16 protein-coding genes, 1 pseudogene and 1 riboswitch are annotated in these 17,865 nt (G+C 72.3%); of the genes and pseudogenes, 9 read left to right on the forward strand and 8 right to left on the reverse strand.

Annotation, left to right across the window (positions count from 1 at the left end; genetic code table 11):
• The first annotated feature begins 115 nt into the window (after nt 1-115).
• Nucleotides 116-1,141 carry an alcohol dehydrogenase catalytic domain-containing protein gene (locus ACWGJ5_RS01875; RefSeq protein ID WP_453307825.1) on the forward strand — a complete coding sequence of 342 codons (1,026 nt, stop codon included), beginning with the start codon at nt 116-118 and terminating at the stop codon, nt 1,139-1,141.
• 28 nt (nt 1,142-1,169) lie between these two features.
• Here ACWGJ5_RS01875 and ACWGJ5_RS01880 read toward each other — a convergent pair whose 3' ends face one another.
• Entirely contained in the window at nt 1,170-2,399 is a 1,230-nt protein-coding gene (locus ACWGJ5_RS01880) for a glycosyltransferase (protein ID WP_453308258.1), read from the reverse strand.
• Between the two features lie 203 nt (nt 2,400-2,602).
• Here ACWGJ5_RS01880 and ACWGJ5_RS01885 point away from each other — a divergent pair, with 203 nt between their 5' ends.
• Nucleotides 2,603-4,558, forward strand: a complete 1,956-nt coding sequence (locus tag ACWGJ5_RS01885) for a ricin-type beta-trefoil lectin domain protein (protein ID WP_453307826.1) — start codon at nt 2,603-2,605, stop codon at nt 4,556-4,558.
• 12 nt (nt 4,559-4,570) lie between these two features.
• Here ACWGJ5_RS01885 and ACWGJ5_RS01890 read toward each other — a convergent pair whose 3' ends face one another.
• Together ACWGJ5_RS01890 and ctaD are read right to left on the reverse strand one after the other, a co-directional pair.
• Entirely contained in the window at nt 4,571-4,909 is a 339-nt protein-coding gene (locus ACWGJ5_RS01890; RefSeq protein WP_453307827.1) for a hypothetical protein, read from the reverse strand.
• Nucleotides 4,906-6,540, reverse strand: a complete 1,635-nt coding sequence (ctaD, locus tag ACWGJ5_RS01895) for an aa3-type cytochrome oxidase subunit I (protein ID WP_453307828.1) — start codon at nt 6,538-6,540, stop codon at nt 4,906-4,908. The genes ACWGJ5_RS01890 and ctaD overlap by 4 nt, the downstream gene beginning before the upstream one ends.
• Nucleotides 6,541-6,646: 106 nt before the next feature.
• On the opposite strand from ctaD, the pseudogene ACWGJ5_RS01900 reads away from it, so the two are divergent.
• Nucleotides 6,647-7,141 (forward strand): annotated as a pseudogene (locus ACWGJ5_RS01900) (RNA polymerase sigma factor); the annotation flags it as partial.
• A 589-nt stretch (nt 7,142-7,730) separates the two neighbouring features.
• Complete coding sequence (locus ACWGJ5_RS01905) at nt 7,731-8,720, forward strand: CU044_5270 family protein (RefSeq protein ID WP_453307829.1); 990 nt, start codon at nt 7,731-7,733, stop codon at nt 8,718-8,720.
• 25 nt (nt 8,721-8,745) lie between these two features.
• Here the strand turns inward: ACWGJ5_RS01905 and ACWGJ5_RS01910 are convergent, their stop codons facing one another.
• Nucleotides 8,746-9,594 carry a bifunctional 5,10-methylenetetrahydrofolate dehydrogenase/5,10-methenyltetrahydrofolate cyclohydrolase gene (locus ACWGJ5_RS01910; RefSeq protein WP_453307830.1) on the reverse strand — a complete coding sequence of 283 codons (849 nt, stop codon included), beginning with the start codon at nt 9,592-9,594 and terminating at the stop codon, nt 8,746-8,748.
• A 25-nt stretch (nt 9,595-9,619) separates the two neighbouring features.
• Nucleotides 9,620-9,700, reverse strand: a riboswitch (ZMP/ZTP riboswitch).
• A 27-nt stretch (nt 9,701-9,727) separates the two neighbouring features.
• Nucleotides 9,728-10,567 (reverse strand): hypothetical protein, encoded by an 840-nt coding sequence (locus ACWGJ5_RS01915; protein ID WP_453307831.1) that lies wholly within the window; start codon nt 10,565-10,567, stop codon nt 9,728-9,730.
• 60 nt (nt 10,568-10,627) lie between these two features.
• On the opposite strand from ACWGJ5_RS01915, the gene ACWGJ5_RS01920 reads away from it, so the two are divergent.
• Entirely contained in the window at nt 10,628-11,176 is a 549-nt protein-coding gene (locus ACWGJ5_RS01920; protein WP_453307832.1) for a MarR family winged helix-turn-helix transcriptional regulator, read from the forward strand.
• A 49-nt stretch (nt 11,177-11,225) separates the two neighbouring features.
• On the opposite strand, the gene ACWGJ5_RS01925 is transcribed toward ACWGJ5_RS01920, so the two are convergent.
• A complete protein-coding gene (locus ACWGJ5_RS01925; protein WP_228618327.1) occupies nt 11,226-11,591 on the reverse strand; it encodes a nuclear transport factor 2 family protein in 366 nt (121 codons plus the stop codon).
• A 151-nt stretch (nt 11,592-11,742) separates the two neighbouring features.
• The gene (locus ACWGJ5_RS01930) at nt 11,743-12,534 is read right to left on the reverse strand and encodes an acyltransferase domain-containing protein (RefSeq protein ID WP_453307833.1); all 792 of its coding nucleotides are present in this window, start codon (nt 12,532-12,534) and stop codon (nt 11,743-11,745) included.
• Between the two features lie 299 nt (nt 12,535-12,833).
• On the opposite strand from ACWGJ5_RS01930, the gene ACWGJ5_RS01935 reads away from it, so the two are divergent.
• The 4 genes from ACWGJ5_RS01935 (at nt 12,834) to ACWGJ5_RS01950 (ending at nt 16,421) form a co-directional block, all read left to right on the forward strand.
• On the forward strand, nt 12,834-13,922 hold the full coding sequence (locus tag ACWGJ5_RS01935; protein ID WP_453307834.1) for an S-(hydroxymethyl)mycothiol dehydrogenase: 1,089 nt from the start codon (nt 12,834-12,836) through the stop codon (nt 13,920-13,922).
• Nucleotides 13,919-14,548: an MBL fold metallo-hydrolase gene (locus tag ACWGJ5_RS01940; RefSeq protein ID WP_228618322.1), complete on the forward strand. Its 630-nt coding sequence runs from the start codon at nt 13,919-13,921 to the stop codon at nt 14,546-14,548. Before ACWGJ5_RS01935 ends, ACWGJ5_RS01940 begins: the two co-directional genes overlap by 4 nt.
• Before the next feature lie 99 nt (nt 14,549-14,647).
• Nucleotides 14,648-15,562 carry an SDR family oxidoreductase gene (locus tag ACWGJ5_RS01945; protein ID WP_453307835.1) on the forward strand — a complete coding sequence of 305 codons (915 nt, stop codon included), beginning with the start codon at nt 14,648-14,650 and terminating at the stop codon, nt 15,560-15,562.
• Nucleotides 15,563-15,593: 31 nt separating this feature from the next.
• The gene (locus ACWGJ5_RS01950; protein ID WP_453307836.1) at nt 15,594-16,421 is read left to right on the forward strand and encodes an SDR family NAD(P)-dependent oxidoreductase; all 828 of its coding nucleotides are present in this window, start codon (nt 15,594-15,596) and stop codon (nt 16,419-16,421) included.
• Nucleotides 16,422-16,425: 4 nt separating this feature from the next.
• Here the strand turns inward: ACWGJ5_RS01950 and ACWGJ5_RS01955 are convergent, their stop codons facing one another.
• Nucleotides 16,426-17,811, reverse strand: a complete 1,386-nt coding sequence (locus ACWGJ5_RS01955; protein WP_453307837.1) for a pyridoxal phosphate-dependent decarboxylase family protein — start codon at nt 17,809-17,811, stop codon at nt 16,426-16,428.
• Nucleotides 17,812-17,865 lie beyond the last annotated feature (54 nt).

Raw genomic sequence — 17,865 nt, forward strand, 5'->3', positions numbered from 1 at the left:
CGGCACGGATCCGATCGGTTCGGCGCGCGGTATCGGCCGGGAACTGGTCTGCTGGTGCCGGGGGGCGAAGCCGTGCCCGGACGGCAGGACACACCGCCGGACCCAGGAGAGTGTGATGAGTACCTATCGAGTCGCGCAGGTGACGAGTGCGGGCGGCCCGTTCCAACTGGCCGAACGGGAGGTGCCCGAGCCGGGGCCCGGCCAGGTGCGGATCGCCGTCGAGGCGTGCGGCATCTGCCACAGCGACACCATGTTCGTGAACGCCGCCGTGCCGGGCCTGACGTTCCCGGTCGTCGCCGGGCACGAGATCGCCGGCCGTGTCGAGGCGCTCGGCGAGGGCACGCAGGACTGGGGCTACCAGGCCGGCGACCGGGTCGCGGTCGGCTGGTTCGGCGGCTCTTGCGGCCACTGCCCGTCCTGCCGGCGGGGCGACTTCATCGTGTGCGCCAGCCTGAAGGTCCCCGGCTGGGCCTACGACGGAGGCTTCGCGGAGCAGGTGATCGCGCCCGTCGACGCCCTGGCCCGGATCCCGGACGCGCTGGCGGCGAGCGACGCCGGGCCCATGGCCTGCGCCGGTGTGACCACGTACAACGGGCTGCGGCGCAGCTCCGCCCGGCCCGGGGACCTGGTCGCGGTGCTGGGCCTGGGCGGCCTCGGGCACCTCGGGGTGCAGTACGCGGCGGCGATGGGCTTCGAGACCGTGGCGATCGCCCGGGGCGCCGAGAAGGCCGACTTCGCCAAGCGGCTGGGCGCCCACCACTACGTCGACAGCACCTCCGGCACCCCGGTCGCCGAGGCCCTGCAGTCCCTCGGCGGCGCGAGCGTCGTACTGGCCACCGCCGGGAGCTCCGAGGCCATCACGGCCACCGTGGACGGCCTCGCACCGCGCGGTGAACTCGTGGCCATCGGTGCGGACCCCGAGGCGATGGGCATCAGCCCACTCCAGCTGATCATGGGCGCCCGGATCGTGCGCGGCCACCCGTCCGGCACCTCGCAGGACGTGCAGGACACCATGGAGTTCAGCGCCCTGAACGGCATCCGCCCCACGACCGAGACCGTGCCGCTGGACGACGTGGGCGCGGCCTACCAGAAGATGCTCTCCGGCAAGGCGCGCTTCCGGATGGTCCTCACCAACGCCTGATCCCTGCGGGCCGGCTCCGGCCGGCTTGTCAGCCGCCCAGCCGGTCGAGTGCCGCGAGCACCGGCGCGGCGCCGTCCTCGTCGCGGATGCGGGCGCCCAGACAGCGCGCCCGCGCCCGGTACCCCGGCTCCCGGGTGGCCCGCACCAGGGCCGAGGCCAGCGCGTCCACGGTGAGACGGCGCAGCGGTACGACGTCCGGGGCGACCCCCAGCGCGACCAGCCGGGCGGACCAGAACCCCGCGTCGAACTGGACCGGCACCGGCACGGCCGGCACCCCGGCGTGCAGCCCTGCCGCGGTCGTCCCCGCGCCCGCGTGATGGACCACCGCGGCCATCCTCGGGAACAGCAGCGCGTGCGGCACCTCGTCGATGGTCAGCATGTCGTCCCCCGCGGCCGCGAGCCCGCCCCAGCCGCGCTGGATCACCCCGCGCAGCCCGGCCCGCCGCAGCGCCGCGACCACCTGGGCGCTGAGCCGGGCCGCGTCCGGCACGGTGGCGCTGCCCAGCCCGACGAAGACCGGCGCCGGGCCCGCGTCGAGGAACCTCCCTACTTTGTCGGGGAGTCGTTCCTCCGTGGCGTACGGCCACCAGTAGCCGCTCACGGTGAGGCCGGCCCGCCAGTCCCGGGGCCTGGGCACCACCAGGGGGCTGAAGCCGTGGTACACCGGCCACTGCCGCCGCTCGCGGGCCCGCCGCGCCGTGCCGGTGCGCACCGGGGGCAGCCCGAGCCGGGCGCGCACCCCGGGAACGGTGGCCGCGAAGACGTGTTCCACGGCCACGCTCACACCGTGTCCGGCGAGCCGGTTGGCCGCAGGGCCCCAGCGGCCGCCCCCGAGCGCGGGAGGCGCGAACTCGCCTGTGGCGGCGAGGGGTTGCAGATAGACGCCCATGCTCGGTACCCGCAGCCCCTCGGCGATCGCGTGCCCGAGCGGAGCCAGCGAGGCGGACAGCAGCAGCACCTCGGCGTCCTGGGCCGCCGTCAGCAGATCCTCGGTCATCCGCCCCACCAGCCGCCGCGCCAGGTCCACCACCCGCAGCAGCTTCCCGGCACCACTGGCACTGCGGTGCAGGCCCCGGCCGCGCGGGGACTCCAGCTCCGCCCGGGGATCGACCGGCAACGCGTGGAACCGAACGCCGGAGCCCGCCACCAGCGGCTCGAAGCAGGCGTGGGTGACCAGGGTGACCTCGTGTCCGGCCCGGGCGAGCCGGTGCCCCAGTCCGGTGTAGGGGGCCACGTCGCCCCGGGAGCCCGCCGACATGATCGCAACACGCACGACGGCCAGTATGGCGGGGCAACGCCGGTCTGAGCTCCAACGCCCCGCATTTTCGGGCGACTTCACCCCTGCCGGATCCGTTGACTTCACCCCCGGGCGGCTCTACGGTCGGCCCGCAGATGTTCGATAAACCGATCCTCATTCGAAATATCGACCAGTGGTTGTCCGTCCCGCACGCGGAGGAGCCGATGTACCCCCCACCCGGTCTTGTCAGACGCTGCAGAGCCGTCGCCGTACGCGCCCTCGTCCTCGCCCTCACCGCGGCCGCCGCGCTCCTGTTCGCCGAGCCGGTCCCGGCCCATGCGGCGACGCCCCGCCAAGTGGCCGTCCCGGCCGCGCCGATGGGCTGGGCCTCCTGGAACAGCTTCGCCGCGAAGATCGACTACGACGTCATCAAGCAGCAGACCGACGCGTTCGTCGCCGCCGGACTCCCCGACGCCGGATACCGGTACGTCAACATCGACGAGGGCTGGTGGCAGGGCACCCGCGACAGCGACGGCAACATCACCGTCGACACCGGTGAATGGCCCGGCGGAATGAGCGCCATCGCCGACTACATCCACAGCAAGGGCCTCAAGGCCGGCATCTACACCGACGCAGGCAGGAACGGCTGCGGCTACTACTACCCGACGGGCCGACCGGCCGCCCCGAACACCGGCAGCGAGGGCCACTACGACCAGGACATGCTGCAGTTCTCCAAGTGGGGCTTCGACTTCGTCAAGGTCGACTGGTGCGGCGGCGACGCCGAAGGACTGGACGCGGCGACGACATACAAGGCGATCAGCTCGGCCGTCGCCAAGGCCGCCCGGGCCACCGGTCGCCCGCTCACCCTCTCCGTGTGCAACTGGGGCAAGCAGAACCCGTGGAACTGGGCGCCGGGCCTCGCCCCGATGTGGCGCACCAGCACGGACATCATCTACTACGGCAACTCGCCCTCGCAGACGAACATGTTGTCCAACTTCGACCAGGCCCTGCATCCGGCCTCCCAGCACACCGGTTACTACAACGACCCCGACATGCTGATGGTCGGCATGCCCGGCTTCACCGCCGCGCAGAACCGCACCCACATGGCCCTGTGGGCGATCTCCGGCGCCCCCCTGCTGGCCGGCAACGACCTCACCGCAATGTCCGGCGAGACCGCCGCGATCCTGAAGAACCCCGAGGTCGTCGCCGTCGACCAGGACCCGCGCGGCCTGCAGGGCGTCAAGGTCGCCGAGGACACCACCGGCCTCCAGGTCTACGGCAAGGTGCTCGCCGGCACCGGCAACCGGGCCGTGGTCCTGCTCAACCGCACCTCCGCCGCGCAGAACGTCACCGTCCGCTGGCCCGACCTGGGCCTCACCGGGGCCACGGCCGGCGTGCGGGACCTGTGGGCGCGGAAGGACGTGGGGTCGTACGCCACGAGCTACACCACCGGCGTTCCCGCGGGCGGCTCGGTGCTGCTCAAGGTCAGCGGCACGGAGGCGCCGAGCAGCGGCTACAGCGCCACGTCCACCGGCACGTACACCGGCGTCAGCGCCGCGAGCACCGGCCTGGGCGTCGTCGACATCGCCTACACCAACACGGCCGCCACGCCCGTCACCGCGACCCTCCGGGTGGACGGCCAGACCCCGACGACGGTCTCCTTCCCGCCCGCCGGCTCCACCCAGGGCACGGTCTCGGTCCAGGTGCACCTCACCAAGGGAGCCGCCAACTCCCTCACCTTCAGCGGCGGTCCGGCCCTGGGCGGCATCACGGTCCACCCGGTACCCGGCACCGACGGCACCCTCCTCGTCGGCAGACAGTCCGGCCGGTGCGCCGACGTCTACGACAACACCCTCACCAACGGCACCCAGGCCGAACTGTGGGACTGCAACGGCGGCGCCAACCAGGCCTGGACGTACACCTCCCGCAAGGAACTCGTCGTGTACGGCGAGAAGTGTCTCGACGCCTACAACCTGGGCACCACCAACGGCACCAAGGCCGTGATCTGGGACTGCAACGGCCAGGACAACCAGAAGTGGACGGTGAACGCCGACGGCACGATCACCAACGTCCACGCCGGCCTGTGCCTGGACGCGTACAACGCCGGTACCGGCAACGGCACGTCGCTGGTGCTGTGGAGCTGCAACGCCGGCGACAACCAGAAGTGGTTGCGGACCTGATCCGCGGCGGCCCTACGCGGCGGCGGACACCGCCAGCAGGCCCGCCGCCGCGAGCACCGCACCCCCCAGCAGCGCGCATGCCAGCAGGCGCTGCCGCAGCACCCGGTAGCGTCCCTCGTACGTCTGCCGCAGTTCCTCGGCGCGGTCGGCGGTGCGCTGCCACGAACGGCGGGACAGTGTCAGGTACTCCGCCTCGAACTCCCGCTCCAGCTCCTCCCGTTGGGCATCGGTGAGCCAGCCCAGCCGGGACGCGGTGCGCTCGGCCGCCGTGCGGCCCTCCTGCCGTGCGGCGGCGAGCAGCAGATGGCCCTCGATCTCCCGGACGAGGGCCCGCTCCTCCCGTGCCGTCATCGCGCGCTCAACTCCCTTTGCGCGTCTGATATTTCGGGGTGGTGCAGATCGAAGGCGGGGGACTCGCTGCGGATGCGGGGCAAGGTGAGGAAGTTGTGCCGGGGCGGCGGGCAGGAGGTCGCCCACTCCAGCGAACGGCCGTAGCCCCACGGGTCGTCGCTCTCGACCCGCTCGCCGTACTTGGCCGTCTTCCAGACGTTGTAGAAGAACGGGAGCACGGAGGAGCCGAGCAGGAACGAGAAGATCGTCGACACCGTGTTGAGGGTGGTGAGCCCCTCGGCCGCGAGATAGTCGGGAATCCGGCGTTGCATTCCGTTCGTGCCCAGCCAGTGCTGGACCAGGAAGGTGCCGTGGAAACCGATGAACAGCGTCCAGAAGGTGATCTTTCCGAGGCGTTCGTCCAGCATCTTGCCGGTCCACTTCGGCCACCAGAAGTGGAAGCCGGAGAACATCGCGAAGACGACCGTGCCGAAGATGACGTAGTGGAAGTGGGCCACCACGAAATAGGAGTCGGAGGTGGCGAAGTCGATCGGCGGCGAGGCGAGCATGACGCCGGTCAGGCCGCCGAAGACGAACGTGACGAGGAATCCCATCACCCAGAGCATCGGGGTCTCGAAGGACAGACTGCCCTTCCACATCGTGCCGATCCAGTTGAAGAACTTCACGCCGGTCGGTACGGCGATCAGGAACGTCATGAAGGAGAAGAACGGCAGCAGCACACCACCGGTGACGTACATGTGGTGGGCCCACACGGTCACGGACAGACCGGCGATCGCGATGGTCGCGGCGACCAGACCCATGTAGCCGAACATCGGCTTGCGGGAGAACACCGGGATCACTTCGGAGATGATGCCGAAGAACGGTAGCGCGATGATGTACACCTCTGGATGGCCGAAGAACCAGAAGAGGTGTTGCCACAGTAGTGCGCCGCCGTTGGTGGCGTCGAAGACATGGGCACCGAACTTGCGGTCCGCCTCCAGGGCGAACAGCGCGGCCGCCAGGACCGGGAAGGCCAGCAGGACCAGGACCGCGGTGAGCAGCACGTTCCACACGAAGATCGGCATGCGGAACATGGTCATGCCCGGGGCACGCATGCAGATGATCGTGGTGATGAAGTTGACCGAGCCGAGGATGGTGCCGAAGCCGGAGAAGGCCAGACCCATGATCCACATGTCGGCGCCGACACCCGGGCTGCGGACGGCGTCCGACAGCGGGGAGTAGGCGAACCAGCCGAAGTCGGCCGCGCCCTGCGGGGTGATGAAGCCGCCCACCGCGACGAGCGAGCCGAACAGGTAGAGCCAGTAGGCGAACATGTTCAGCCGGGGGAACGCCACGTCGGGCGCGCCGATCTGCAGCGGCATGATCCAGTTCGTGAAGCCGGCGAACAGCGGCGTCGCGAACATCAGCAGCATGATCGTGCCGTGCATCGTGAACGCCTGGTTGAACTGCTCGTTCGACATGATCTGCAGGCCCGGACGGGCCAGCTCGGCGCGCATGAGCAGCGCCATCACGCCACCGATCAGGAAGAACGCGAACGCTGTGACCAAATAGAGCGTTCCGATCGTCTTGTGATCGGTCGTCGTCAGCCACCGTACGGCGCGGATGCCCCTGAAATCTCTGATGCTCTTCACGCCCCGCCTGTGTCCGCAGCCGCCCCACCGGTCACACTCGGACGACGCGAGAAGCATCACGGAGGAAGGGTGTGACGATCCGGGCGGTGCCGGACACGAACGGAACATGAGCAACGACGAGATCTTCGCCGCTGCCTATCGCGAGCACTACTGGGCGGTCAGCCGCTATGTCGCGCGGCGACTGCCCGGACGGGCCGACGAGGTGGAGGAAGTGGTGGCGGAGGTGTTCACGGTCGCCTGGCGGCGCCGGCGCGATCTGCCGGAAGCGCCGCTGCCCTGGCTGTACGGGGTGGCCCGCAACTGCCTGGCCAACGCGGTACGCGGCTACGGGCGCCGGCGCCGGCTGGTGGACCGGCTGGGCAACGACGAGGCCGCGCACGGCCGGCACATCGTGGACAGCCCGGACGCGGAGACGCCGGGTGCATGGGTGCACGAAGCCCTGGACCGGCTCTCCCCGGCCGACCAGGAGGTGCTGCGCCTCGCGGCCTGGGAGGAACTCGACGCCGCGCAGATCGCGGTCGCCCTCGGCTGCGGCAGACGCGCGGCGACGATGCGCCTGCACCGCGCCCGCCGCCGACTGCGTGCCGAGATCGACCGGCTGCGCCAGGCACCGCCGCCGAGGCCGGCACTGCCCGAACAGCGCGCGTGTCGCCCGGCGTCGGAGGGCGTGGCGTTTCCTGATCACCCCGTGCGTTCCGGGGTGTCGGAGGGCGAGTCGCATCTCCAGCGGTGCGCGCGTCCGGGTGCCCCGGAGGGTGGCTCGGATCCTGAGCGGTACGCGTGTTCCGCGGCGTCGGAGGACGTGCGGCGTGCCGAGCAGCGTGCGTGTCCTGGGGCCCCGGACGGTGAGTCGCATCCCGAGCAGTGCGTGTGTCCCGCGGCGCCGGAGGACGTGCCGCTCCCCGATCGCGCCGTGGCTTTCGAGGCGTCGGACGGTGGGTCGCTCGCCGGGCGTCGGCCGGGCCCTGGCGCACCGGCGGACGCGTCACACCGTCCGACGCAAAGGACGCCCCCCGTGACGCCGACGACCGCCTCGGCGTCGACGGAGGCGGGCGGGGAAGACGCGCCGTCGGCCTTTACGTCCGGTGCCGGCGATGACACACCCGCCGGGCAGCGCGCACCCGGTCGGGGCTCGTCCTGTTCCGCCTCCGCCACCCCCGTCGGCGTACCCCCGCGCAAGGACCCCCGCCATGACTGACGAACTCGACCTCCTGCGCCGTGCCAACCCGGTGCCGGCCCACGGCCCTTACTTCGGCGACGGTCCGCTCGACCACGGAGCCGAGCGGCGGCTGGAGCTGCTGCTCGGCGAGGACGAACGCCGGCCCGTCCGGCTCCGCACTCCGCGCCCCCGGCTGTGGTGGGGCCTCGCCACCACCGCCGTCGTGCTGGCCACCACGCTCACCGCGCTGCTCGGCGGCCCGGGCACTCCGCCCGCCGTGGCCGCGCCCCGCCCGCTGGCCGTCCGCGCCCACTCCACGGCCGTACCGCTGGACCGGATGGCCGAACTGGCCGCCGCGGCCGCCGCGGGCGGTTCGCCCGGCCTGCGCAGGGGGACCCATGTGCAGGCCTGGAGCCTCGGCATGAGCGACGAAGGGCCGCCGGTGACCCTTCCCGAGGAGCGCGTGGTGCGGTGGAACGCCGACGACAGCCACACCGAGCTCGTCGTGGCGACCGACCCGCGCCACCCGGGCCGCCCGGTCGTCAGCGACGAGGGCGGCGCGCCGCGCACGGTGGCGGACGGACAGGTGCTCAGCCGGACCACCTACCCGCCCAGCTGGAGCGACGCCCCGCCCGAGGCGCGCCCCCCGCACGCGCCGGCCGCCCTGCGGGCCTACCTCGCCGAGACGGCCCGCACCGGCACCGGTTCCCTGACCACGCCCGAACTCCTCGACGCAGTACAGGAGTTGCTGGACCACTGGACGCTCGGTGCCCGGGAGTCCGCCGCGCTGGTCCGGATCCTCGCGGATGCCAAGGGCCTGCGACCGGCCGGGCAGGTGACGGACCGGCTCGGGCGGCCGGGGGAGGCGTACACGTACGACACCCCCGGCGTCCGGCGCTTGCTGATCCTCGAACCGCGCACCGCCGCAGTCCTCGGCCTCGAGACCACCTACACCCGGGACGACCCCCGGTACGGGGTGAAGACCGGGGACGTGATGGAGTACAGCGCCTGGATGCGCTGACGCCTGTGGACCGCGCCGGTGCGCCTTAGGCGCCGAGCTGCCGGGCGGCGGCCTCGACGGTCTGCTCCAGCAGCGTGGCGATCGTCATGGGGCCGACACCGCCCGGCACCGGCGTGATCAGCGAGGCCCGCTCCACGGCGGAGTCGAAGTCGACGTCGCCGGCGTTCCCCGGGTTGTAGCCGGCGTCGATCACGACCGCGCCGGGCTTGATGTCCTGCCCGCGGATCAGCCGCGGCCGGCCCACGGCAGCGATCACGACGTCCGCCTCTCGGACCGCCGCCGGCAGATCCGCCGTGCGCGAGTGGCAGTACGTCACGGTCGCGTCCTGGGCCAGCAGCAGCATGCCCACCGGCTTACCGAGGATCGCGCTGCGGCCCACGACCACGGCCCGCTTGCCTGCCGGGTCCACGCCGTACTCGTCCAGCAGCCGCAGGATGCCGCCGGGCGTGCAGGACACGAAGCCCGGCAGGCCGAAGCTCATCGTGGCGAAGGAGGCGGAGGTGACGCCGTCGACGTCCTTCTCCGGCGCGATCGCCTCGAACGCGGCGCGCTCGTCGATGTGGTCGCCGACCGGGTGCTGGAGCAGGATGCCGTGCACCGCCGGGTCGGCCGACAACTCCCGCAACACGCCCACCAGTTCAGCGGCGGTCGTCGTGGCGGGCAGGGCCACGTGCCGGGAGGCGATGCCGGCCTTGCGGCAGCGGTTCTGCTTCATGCGGACGTAGGTCACGGACGCCGGGTCCTCGCCGACCAGGACGGTCGCGAGACACGGTGCGGTGCCGGTCCGCCCGGTGAGGTCCGCGGCCTTCTTCGCGGTGTCCTCGGCGATACGGCGGGCGAGGGCGGTGCCGTCCATGAGACGGGCCTGGGTCATGCTGCACACTCCTGGGCTCGGTCGACTCTCTCGCCCAGGCGCGCGGCATCCACCACGGACCGCTCCCCGGTGGTACTCCACCTCAGCGCCGGTCACGGCCCGGTTACAGGGTAACCGGGCACGCGTACGACCCTCAGTCACCGTCCGCGGAGGCAGTCGGCACGGGGTCGGCCCCGGCGAGAAACGCGGTCGCCCCCGCATGCAGCCGCTCGGCGCCGATGGACCGTGCCCAGCGGGCCAGCTCCGTGGCCAGCGCCGTGGCGCCCGCCTCGTCGCCCGTGTCCCGGGCCAGCGTCGCCAGCAGCAGGTGCTGGGAGAGGGTGCCGGGCACCGCACCGGCCCGGGCCCCCAGCGCGGCGGCCCGGCGCCAGCGCTCCAGGGCCCGCTCGAGCGCGCCGTGGTCGTGGTCGTGCCCCCCGAGGTGCCGCAGCGCCTCGCGGGCCAGCAGATCGTCCGCGCCGCCCTCCCCGGCCCGCAGTGCCTGGGCGTAGTGCCCGGCGGCGGTCGCGGCGTCGGCGAAGTGGTTGTCCGCGATCAGCCCGCGGTACATCGCCGCCCAGCCCCGGCGCACCTCGTCGGGCGCGTCGTCGTAGAGGTCCCGCGCCCGGTCGCGCAGGGTGGCGAGCGCCTCGGGGTCCTTGCCCTCCGGGCCCTGGCGCGGGGTGCCGGCCACGTGGAGCAGCTGGGCGTAGGCGTGTCTGAGGCGGAGGAAGCCGGTGTCCCAGTCGCCGTCCGGGAACTCCCGTTCGGCGGCCTCGATCCGCGCGGCCGCGGTGTCCGTCCCGGCGAACCAGTCCCGCTCCAGGGCGACTTCGGCATGCGCCCGGGCGATCCGCGCGCAGTCGGCGGGATCCCCTGCGGTCACCGAGTCGAGCAGCGAAGCGGCGCGCTCCCAGCGGCCGGCGGTGCTCAACTCCTTTGCAGCGCACAGGAGTTGCTCGACTTCGACGAAAGCGTGTGCGGCATGTGTCATGCGCGGCAAATTAGTCAGGTGAAAAATGATCCACAAGAAAACTACTGCGGGAGGCAGACGGTGCAGGATTCGGTGGACCGCCACGTGGCCGTCTGGGCACGCGAGCTGGAGTGGCTGGACCCGGTGCGGGAGGCCATCGCCGCCCGGCTGACGCTCCTGGCCCGGCACACCTCCCAGGCCCGCCGGGCGGTGCTGGACGCCGACGGCCTGAAGTACTGGCAGTACAAGGTGCTGTTGATGCTGCGCAGGTCCGGGCCGCCGTACGAGTGCAGTCCCTCGGGGCTGGCCGAGCGGCTGGGCCTGACCCGGGGCGCGCTCTCGGCCCGGCTGGGGCCGATCGAGGACGCCGGGCTGATCACGCGTACGCAGGAGAAGGGTGACCGCCGGCGCGTGCGGGTCCGGCTCACCGAGGCCGGCCATGCCGCGTTCGAAGCACACGCGGCAGCGGAGGACTCGGGCGAAGGTGCGCTGCTCTCAGCGCTGACCGAAGCAGAACGACGCACACTGGCGGACCTGCTGCGCAAGCTGGTCCTGGCCGTCGAGGGCGAGCCCGGGGCATCCGCCCCAGGCTTGCCCGCGCCGAGAAGGTCCAGGTCAGCCGAGAGGTGACCCGGACCCTCGCGTAGCTCCTTCCGGCGCCCGCCATGCCGGGGTGTGCCTACTCGTCCCAGGCCTGGATGATCAGTTGGTCGGCTATCTTGCCGTCGCGCAACGTGACCATCGACTCGGCGAGGACGCGGGTGCCGTCCCCGTACTGGCAGGACTCACTGAACGCGGCATGATCGCCCTGCACGACGCACCGGTCCAGCTTGTGTGTCATGTCGCGGCTGTAGATGTCGTCCAGCAGCTCGGCGATCTGACCCCGGCCGCGCAGGACCGTGGGGTGGCTGGGCTGGTTGTTGCGGTCGACGATACGGATCTCCGCGTCGTCGGCGTAGAGCGACAGAAGGGTGTTCCCCGTGTTCCCTTCTATTCCCCGGCGCAGTGTCTCGATGTCGAAGGCGGAACCTGTCGCGGTGCCCATGGGTGACCTCCTTCGGGCGCCCGCGGCCCGGCGGGGCGCGGACCGCCCGGACGCCCACCCTTCGAGACTCCCCCGGCCCGGCGGCCACGGCAAGCGCAGACGGCGGGCTCCGCCAACGGGTGAGCGCGGGCCGCCGTCCGTGTCCCGGCCCTCAGCGCCGTACGGCCCCGGAGCCGGCGCCCGGCCCCGACCGCAGCACCGCCCAGTCGCGGGACAGCGCGAAAGCCGAGGCCGTACCGCCCGGGAGGCAGTCCGGGAGACAGTCCGGGAGCAGGCGGGTGAGCCGGTCGCCCGGACCCAGTTCCAGCCAGGTGCGCACTCCGTCGCGGTGCAGCAGGCCGACCGCCTCGGCGAACCGCAGCGGTGCGCGCTGCAGCCAGAACTCCGGCTCGGCGGTCTCCGCGCCCACGGGACGGGCGGTGACGTCCGACACCAGGGGCAGGCGCGGCGCGCACGGGTGGAGCGTGGCGAGGGTACGGCCGTAGGCGTCGAGGACGTCGTCCAGGCGCGCGGAGTGCGGCTCGGAGTCCGCCCGGCCGTCCAGGAGCCGGGCCAGGGTGCCGACCGCGTGGCAGGCGTCCGCCAGCGAGAAGACGCCCGCGGCATACGCGGCGGCCATCCGCCCGGCCGCCTGCCCGAACACCACGTCCGGCAGGACACCCCAGCCGCGCAGCAACCGGTACTGTGCCGCCTGGAGCGCGAACACCGCGGGCCCGGCGAACGACTCCCGCTCCAGCAGCGCAGCCGTACGCGTGCCGTCGTGCGCGAACATCACGGATTTCAGCGGGAGTTCGAGATACGGATCGAGGCGCCCGCAGATGTCGTCCAGCGCATCGGCGAACTCCGGGAAGGCGTCACGGAGTTCGCGTCCTGTTCCGGGCCGCGGCGCGGCGCCGGCCGAGAAAAGGAATGCGATGCGTCCATTGCGGGCTTCGACGGGCATGCCCCCATTGAGGCACGCCCGGATCGATGCACACACCAGGCGAACTCATGCACCCTGCAAAAAGATTGTCATCATGGAATGATGTTATTCGGTCAAATTCTTACCGAAGAGCGGATCGTTTCCAACGAATGAGCCCGCTGTTCTCGGCATGAGCGCCCGGCGCTGCCGAATGGGGGCGTCCGGCGCGGACCGATTCGCCCGGCGGCCGGAAAGATCCACGATCACGGCCGTGGTCCGCCCGCTACCGGCCGGTCGCGCATAGGGTCGGCGGCGAAGGCATTCGAGGAAGGGGCCAGACCATGGCGCAGGAAGTGCGCGGCGTGATTGCACCGGGGAAGGACGAGCCCGTACGGATCGAGACGATCGTGGTGCCGGACCCGGGGCCCGGCGAGGCCGTGGTGCGCGTCCAGGCCTGCGGCGTCTGCCATACCGACCTGCACTACAAGCAGGGCGGCATCTCGGACGGCTTCCCCTTCCTCCTCGGCCATGAGGCCGCCGGTGTCGTGGAGTCGGTCGGCGAGGGCGTGAGCGATGTCGCGCCCGGCGACTTCGTCGTCCTCAACTGGCGTGCCGTGTGCGGCAACTGCCGGGCCTGTCTGCGCGGCAGGCCCTGGTACTGCTTCGACACGCACAACGCGAAGCAGAAGATGACCCTGACCGACGGTACGGAGCTCTCGCCGGCGCTGGGCATCGGCGCCTTCGCCGAGAAGACGCTCGTCGCCGCCGGCCAGTGCACCAAGGTCGACCCGGCCGTCTCCCCGGCGGTCGCCGGCCTGCTGGGCTGCGGGGTCATGGCCGGTATCGGCGCCGCGATCAACACGGGCGGCGTCGGGCGGGGCGACTCGGTCGCCGTCATCGGGTGCGGCGGGGTCGGCGACGCGGCCGTCGCCGGGGCGAACCTCGCAGGCGCGGCGAAGATCATCGCCGTGGACATCGACGGCCGCAAGCTGGACAAGGCCCGCACCCTGGGCGCCACCCACACCGTCAACTCCAAGGAGACCGACCCGGTCGCGGCGATCCGCGAGCTGACCGGCGGCTTCGGCGCCGACGTCGTCATCGAGGCGGTCGGCCGCCCGGAGACGTACCAGCAGGCCTTCTACGCCCGCGACCTCGCCGGCACCGTCGTCCTCGTCGGCGTCCCCACCCCCGAGATGAAGCTCGAACTGCCCCTGCTGGACGTCTTCGGCCGCGGCGGCGCCCTGAAGTCGTCCTGGTACGGCGACTGCCTGCCCTCCCGTGACTTCCCGATGCTCATCGACCTGCACCTGCAGGGGCGGCTGCCGCTCGACGCGTTCGTCACGGAGACCATCCAGCTCGACGAGGTGGAGAAGGCGTTCGAGCGGATGCACCACGGCGACGTGCTGCGGTCCGTGGTGGTGTTCCGATGACCGTACGCATCGAACGCCTCGTCACCACCGGGCAGTTCACGCTCGACGGCGGCACCTGGGACGTCGAGAACAACGTGTGGATCGTCGGCGACGAGCGGGAGGTGATCGTCATCGACGCAGCCCACGACGCCGAGGCCATCGCCCGCGCCGTCGACGACCGGCGCCTGATCGCCATCGTGTGCACGCACGCCCACAACGACCACGTCAACGCCGCACCGGCACTCGCCGACCGCACCGGCGCCACCATCTGGCTGCACCCCGACGACCTGCCGCTGTGGAAGACGACCCACCCGCATCGCGACCCCGACCGGCACCTCCTGGACGGCCAGGTCATCGAGGCCGCCGGCGCCGACCTGACCGTGATCCACACCCCGGGCCACGCCCCCGGCGCCGTCTGCTTGTACGACCCCGCGCTCGGCACCGTCTTCACCGGGGACACCCTGTTCCGGGGCGGCCCGGGCGCCACCGGACGCACGTACTCGCACTTCCCGACGATCATCGACTCCATCCGCGACAAGCTCCTCACCCTCCCGCCGGAGACCAAGGTCCTCACCGGCCACGGCGACCCCACCACCATCGGCGCCGAGGCACCGCACCTGGAGGAGTGGATCAGGCGCGGACACTGAGCCCGCGCCGGCAACCCCGACAGAAGATGTCCGGCTTTCCCGTGACAGTGGACGGCGACAGCAGTCGCACCGCAGTCGCAAGCGCACGGGAGGCCGGACATGTCAGGACCGCTGCAGGACAAGGTGGCGCTGGTCGCGGGGGCGACCCGGGGCGCCGGGCGGGGCACCGCCGTGGAACTCGGCGCGGCCGGCGCCACCGTCTACGTGACCGGCCGCAGCACCCGTGAGCACCGCTCGGAGTACGACCGCCCCGAGACCATCGAGGACACCGCCGACCTCGTCACCGCGGCCGGCGGACACGGCATCGCCGTCACCGCCGACCATCTGGAACAGTCCGCCGTACGCGCCCTGGCGGAGCGCATCGACCGCGAACAGGGCCGCCTCGACATCCTCGTCAACGACATCTGGGGCGGCGAGAAGCTCTTCGAGTGGGACACCCCGGTCTGGGAGCACGACCTTGCGGGCGGGCTCAAACTGCTCCGGCTCGCGGTCGAGACACACGCGGTCACCAGCCACTTCGCGCTGCCGCTCCTGCTGCGGCACCCCGGCGGCCTCGTCGTGGAGATGACCGACGGCACCGCCGACTACAACCGCGACACCTACCGCGTGAACTTCTTCTACGACCTCGCCAAGGCCTCCGTGCTGCGGATGGCCTTCGCGCTGGGCCACGAACTCGGCCCGCGCGGCGCCACCGCGCTCGCCCTGACCCCGGGCTGGCTGCGCTCGGAGCTGATGCTCGACGCGTACGGCATCCGCGAGGACAACTGGCGCGAAGCCCTCGACCGCGAACCGCACTTCGCCATCTCCGAGACCCCGCGCTATGTCGGCCGCGCCGTCGCCGCCCTGGCCGCCGACCCCGACGTGGCCCGCTTCAACGGGCAGTCGCTCTCCAGCGGCGGACTCGCCCGGGAGTACGGCTTCACCGACCTCGACGGCAGCCGCCCCGACGCCTGGCGGTACCTGGTCGAGGTGCAGGACGCGGGCAAGCCGGCCGACGTCACCGGATACCGGTGACCGCGCCCCCGCTGGGCCGTACGGTCACCGCATGACCGATCACACCCGCTTCGCAGGACACGGAGTTCTCGTCACGGGCGCGGCCCGCGGTATCGGCGCCGCCGTCGCCAGGAGGCTCGCCGAGGAGGGCGGACGGATCCTGGTCACCGACCGGGACCTGCCCGAGGCCGAGCGTACCGCCGCCTCCATGCGCCGACAGGGCCTTGCAGTCGAGGCGTTGGCGTGCGACATCGGCGACCGCGCCTCGGTGGAGGCGGCCGTCGGCCACGCCGTTGCCGCGTTCGGCTCGCTCGACGTGCTGGTCAACTGCGCCGCCCACTGCACCCCGGACGCCCCCTTCTTCGAGGACGAGTCCGACGAGACGTGGGCGCTCGACCTCGACGTCACCCTCACCGGCGCCTACCGCTGCTGCCGCGCCGCCCTGCCGCATCTCGCCGCCTCCGGACGCGGGGCGATCGTCAGCATCGGTTCCGTCAACGGGATGCAGGACTTCGGCAACCACGCCTACAGCGCCGCCAAGGCCGGCCTCGGCTCGCTCACCCGCACCCTCGCCGGGCATGCGGGGGCCCGGGGCGTGCGGGCCAACCTCGTGGTGCCGGGCACGGTCCGCACCTCGGCGTGGCAGGGGCGCGAGGACGAACTCGACGCGCTCCGCCCGTTCTATCCGCTCGGCCGGGTCGGCGAGCCGGAGGACGTCGCCGCCGCGGTCGCCTTCCTCGCCTCCCGCGACGCCGCGTGGATCACCGGCACCACGCTGGTGGTCGACGGCGGGCTCACCGCGGTGAACACCGGCTTCCACACGGTCGTACGGCGCCCCGGGGCCGGCCGGGCCGAGCCCTCCGGGGAGCCGGCGCCCTGAGCCCTCAGCCCGAGGCCGCAGCCAGCGCCTGAAGCACCCGCTCGGTGTCGGCCTCGGTGGTGCGCCAGTTGCTGAACGCGGCCCGCAGCCCGGGCACCCCGCCGTACACGGTCGGTGTCACATACGCCTCCCCGGATGCGGCGACCGCCCGGGCCAGCGCGTCCACCCGCTCCTGCGTGGGGTCCTCGGCGAGGGTGAAGCAGACGACGTTCAGCCGGACCGGTGCCAGCAGGCGCAGGCCCGGCAGCGCGTCGATGCCCGCGCCGAGCCGGCGCGCCAGGGCCACGTTCCGCTCGACGATCTCCCGGTGCCCGGCGCGTCCGTAGGCCACCAGCGAGAACCACGCGGGCAGCGCGCGCAGCCGCCGGGAGTTCTCCGGGGTCAGATGCACGAAGTCGGGCTCGCCGACGGGCAGCCCCAGATAGGGGGAGGCGTTGTGGAACACCCTCACCTGAAGGTCACGCCGACGCGTGAACTGCACGGCCGCGTCGTAGGGGACGTTGAGCCACTTGTGCAGGTCCACACAGACCGAGTCGGCCGCGTCGAGACCGTCGACCAGCGCGGCGTACTCGGGGGAGAGCGCCGCGAAACCGCCGAACGCGGCATCGACGTGCAGCCAGAAGTCGTAACCCTCCTTCAGCGCGGCGATCGCGCGTAGATCGTCGAAGTCGACGGTGTTCACGGTGCCCGCGTTCGCCACGACGACCGCCGGGCCTTCCAGCCGGGCCAGCTCCGCCTCCAGCGCGGCCACGTCCACCGCCTCCCGGTTGCCGGGCAGCAACGGCACCCGCCGCAGCCGGTCCCGGCCGAGTCCCAGCACCGACATCGCCTTGGCCACGCTGGAGTGCGGGCTGCCGGAGAGCACCTCGACCGGGCCGAGCGCCGCCGCGCCCTTGCGCGAGACGTCCACGCCGAGCCGCTCGCCGAGCCACTCCCGGCCGATCGCCAGCCCGACCGTGTTGGACGCGGTCGCCCCCGTCACGAACGCGCCGCTGTGCGCCTCGCCCAGCCCGAACATCCCGCGCAGCCAGGCCAGCGTCTCCCGCTCCAGCTCCTGGGCCCACGAACCGCCCGCCCCGGACAGGTTCTGGTCGAACGCCGACGTCAGCCAGTCACCGGCGACCGACGCCGGGGTCGCGCCACCGGTGACGAAGCCCAGGTAGCGGGGACCGGCGGAGCCGGAGAAGCCGGGCGCCCACCGCTCGGCGAACTGCGCCAGAGCCGCTTCTGCGCCCGCGCCCTCCTCCGGAAGCGGAGTACGTGTGGGGGCCTTTCCAGGAGCGGCAACCGGTCGCTCCGTGACTCCCACCGCTTCACGGGTGGCGAAGTCACGCGCGGACTGGAGCAGTTCGGGGAGCCGGGAGAGGTCGTCGGCGAGGGTGGGGTGCATGTGCCGCAGCGTAGAGGGGCGGGGAAGCCGTGGGCCCGGTCCAATTCCGGGGAA

This window comes from Streptomyces sp. NPDC054783, assembly GCF_053611725.1.

Excerpts from the sequence above, each read along its gene's own strand:
- ACWGJ5_RS01875 (WP_453307825.1), top strand. The coding sequence starts at position 116 with ATGAGTACCTATCGAGTCGCGCAGGTGACGAGTGCGGGCGGCCCGTTC.
- ACWGJ5_RS01940 (WP_228618322.1), top strand. The coding sequence starts at position 13,919 with ATGACCGTACGCATCGAACGCCTCGTCACCACCGGGCAGTTCACGCTC.
- ACWGJ5_RS01890 (WP_453307827.1), bottom strand. The coding sequence starts at position 4,909 with ATGACGGCACGGGAGGAGCGGGCCCTCGTCCGGGAGATCGAGGGCCAT.
- ACWGJ5_RS01950 (WP_453307836.1), top strand. The coding sequence starts at position 15,594 with ATGACCGATCACACCCGCTTCGCAGGACACGGAGTTCTCGTCACGGGC.
- ACWGJ5_RS01910 (WP_453307830.1), bottom strand. The coding sequence starts at position 9,594 with ATGACCCAGGCCCGTCTCATGGACGGCACCGCCCTCGCCCGCCGTATC.
- ACWGJ5_RS01945 (WP_453307835.1), top strand. The coding sequence starts at position 14,648 with ATGTCAGGACCGCTGCAGGACAAGGTGGCGCTGGTCGCGGGGGCGACC.
- ACWGJ5_RS01885 (WP_453307826.1), top strand. The coding sequence starts at position 2,603 with ATGTACCCCCCACCCGGTCTTGTCAGACGCTGCAGAGCCGTCGCCGTA.
- ACWGJ5_RS01905 (WP_453307829.1), top strand. The coding sequence starts at position 7,731 with ATGACTGACGAACTCGACCTCCTGCGCCGTGCCAACCCGGTGCCGGCC.
- ACWGJ5_RS01915 (WP_453307831.1), bottom strand. The coding sequence starts at position 10,567 with ATGACACATGCCGCACACGCTTTCGTCGAAGTCGAGCAACTCCTGTGC.
- ACWGJ5_RS01925 (WP_228618327.1), bottom strand. The coding sequence starts at position 11,591 with ATGGGCACCGCGACAGGTTCCGCCTTCGACATCGAGACACTGCGCCGG.
- ACWGJ5_RS01935 (WP_453307834.1), top strand. The coding sequence starts at position 12,834 with ATGGCGCAGGAAGTGCGCGGCGTGATTGCACCGGGGAAGGACGAGCCC.
- ACWGJ5_RS01880 (WP_453308258.1), bottom strand. The coding sequence starts at position 2,399 with ATGTCGGCGGGCTCCCGGGGCGACGTGGCCCCCTACACCGGACTGGGG.
- ACWGJ5_RS01955 (WP_453307837.1), bottom strand. The coding sequence starts at position 17,811 with ATGCACCCCACCCTCGCCGACGACCTCTCCCGGCTCCCCGAACTGCTC.
- ACWGJ5_RS01930 (WP_453307833.1), bottom strand. The coding sequence starts at position 12,534 with ATGCCCGTCGAAGCCCGCAATGGACGCATCGCATTCCTTTTCTCGGCC.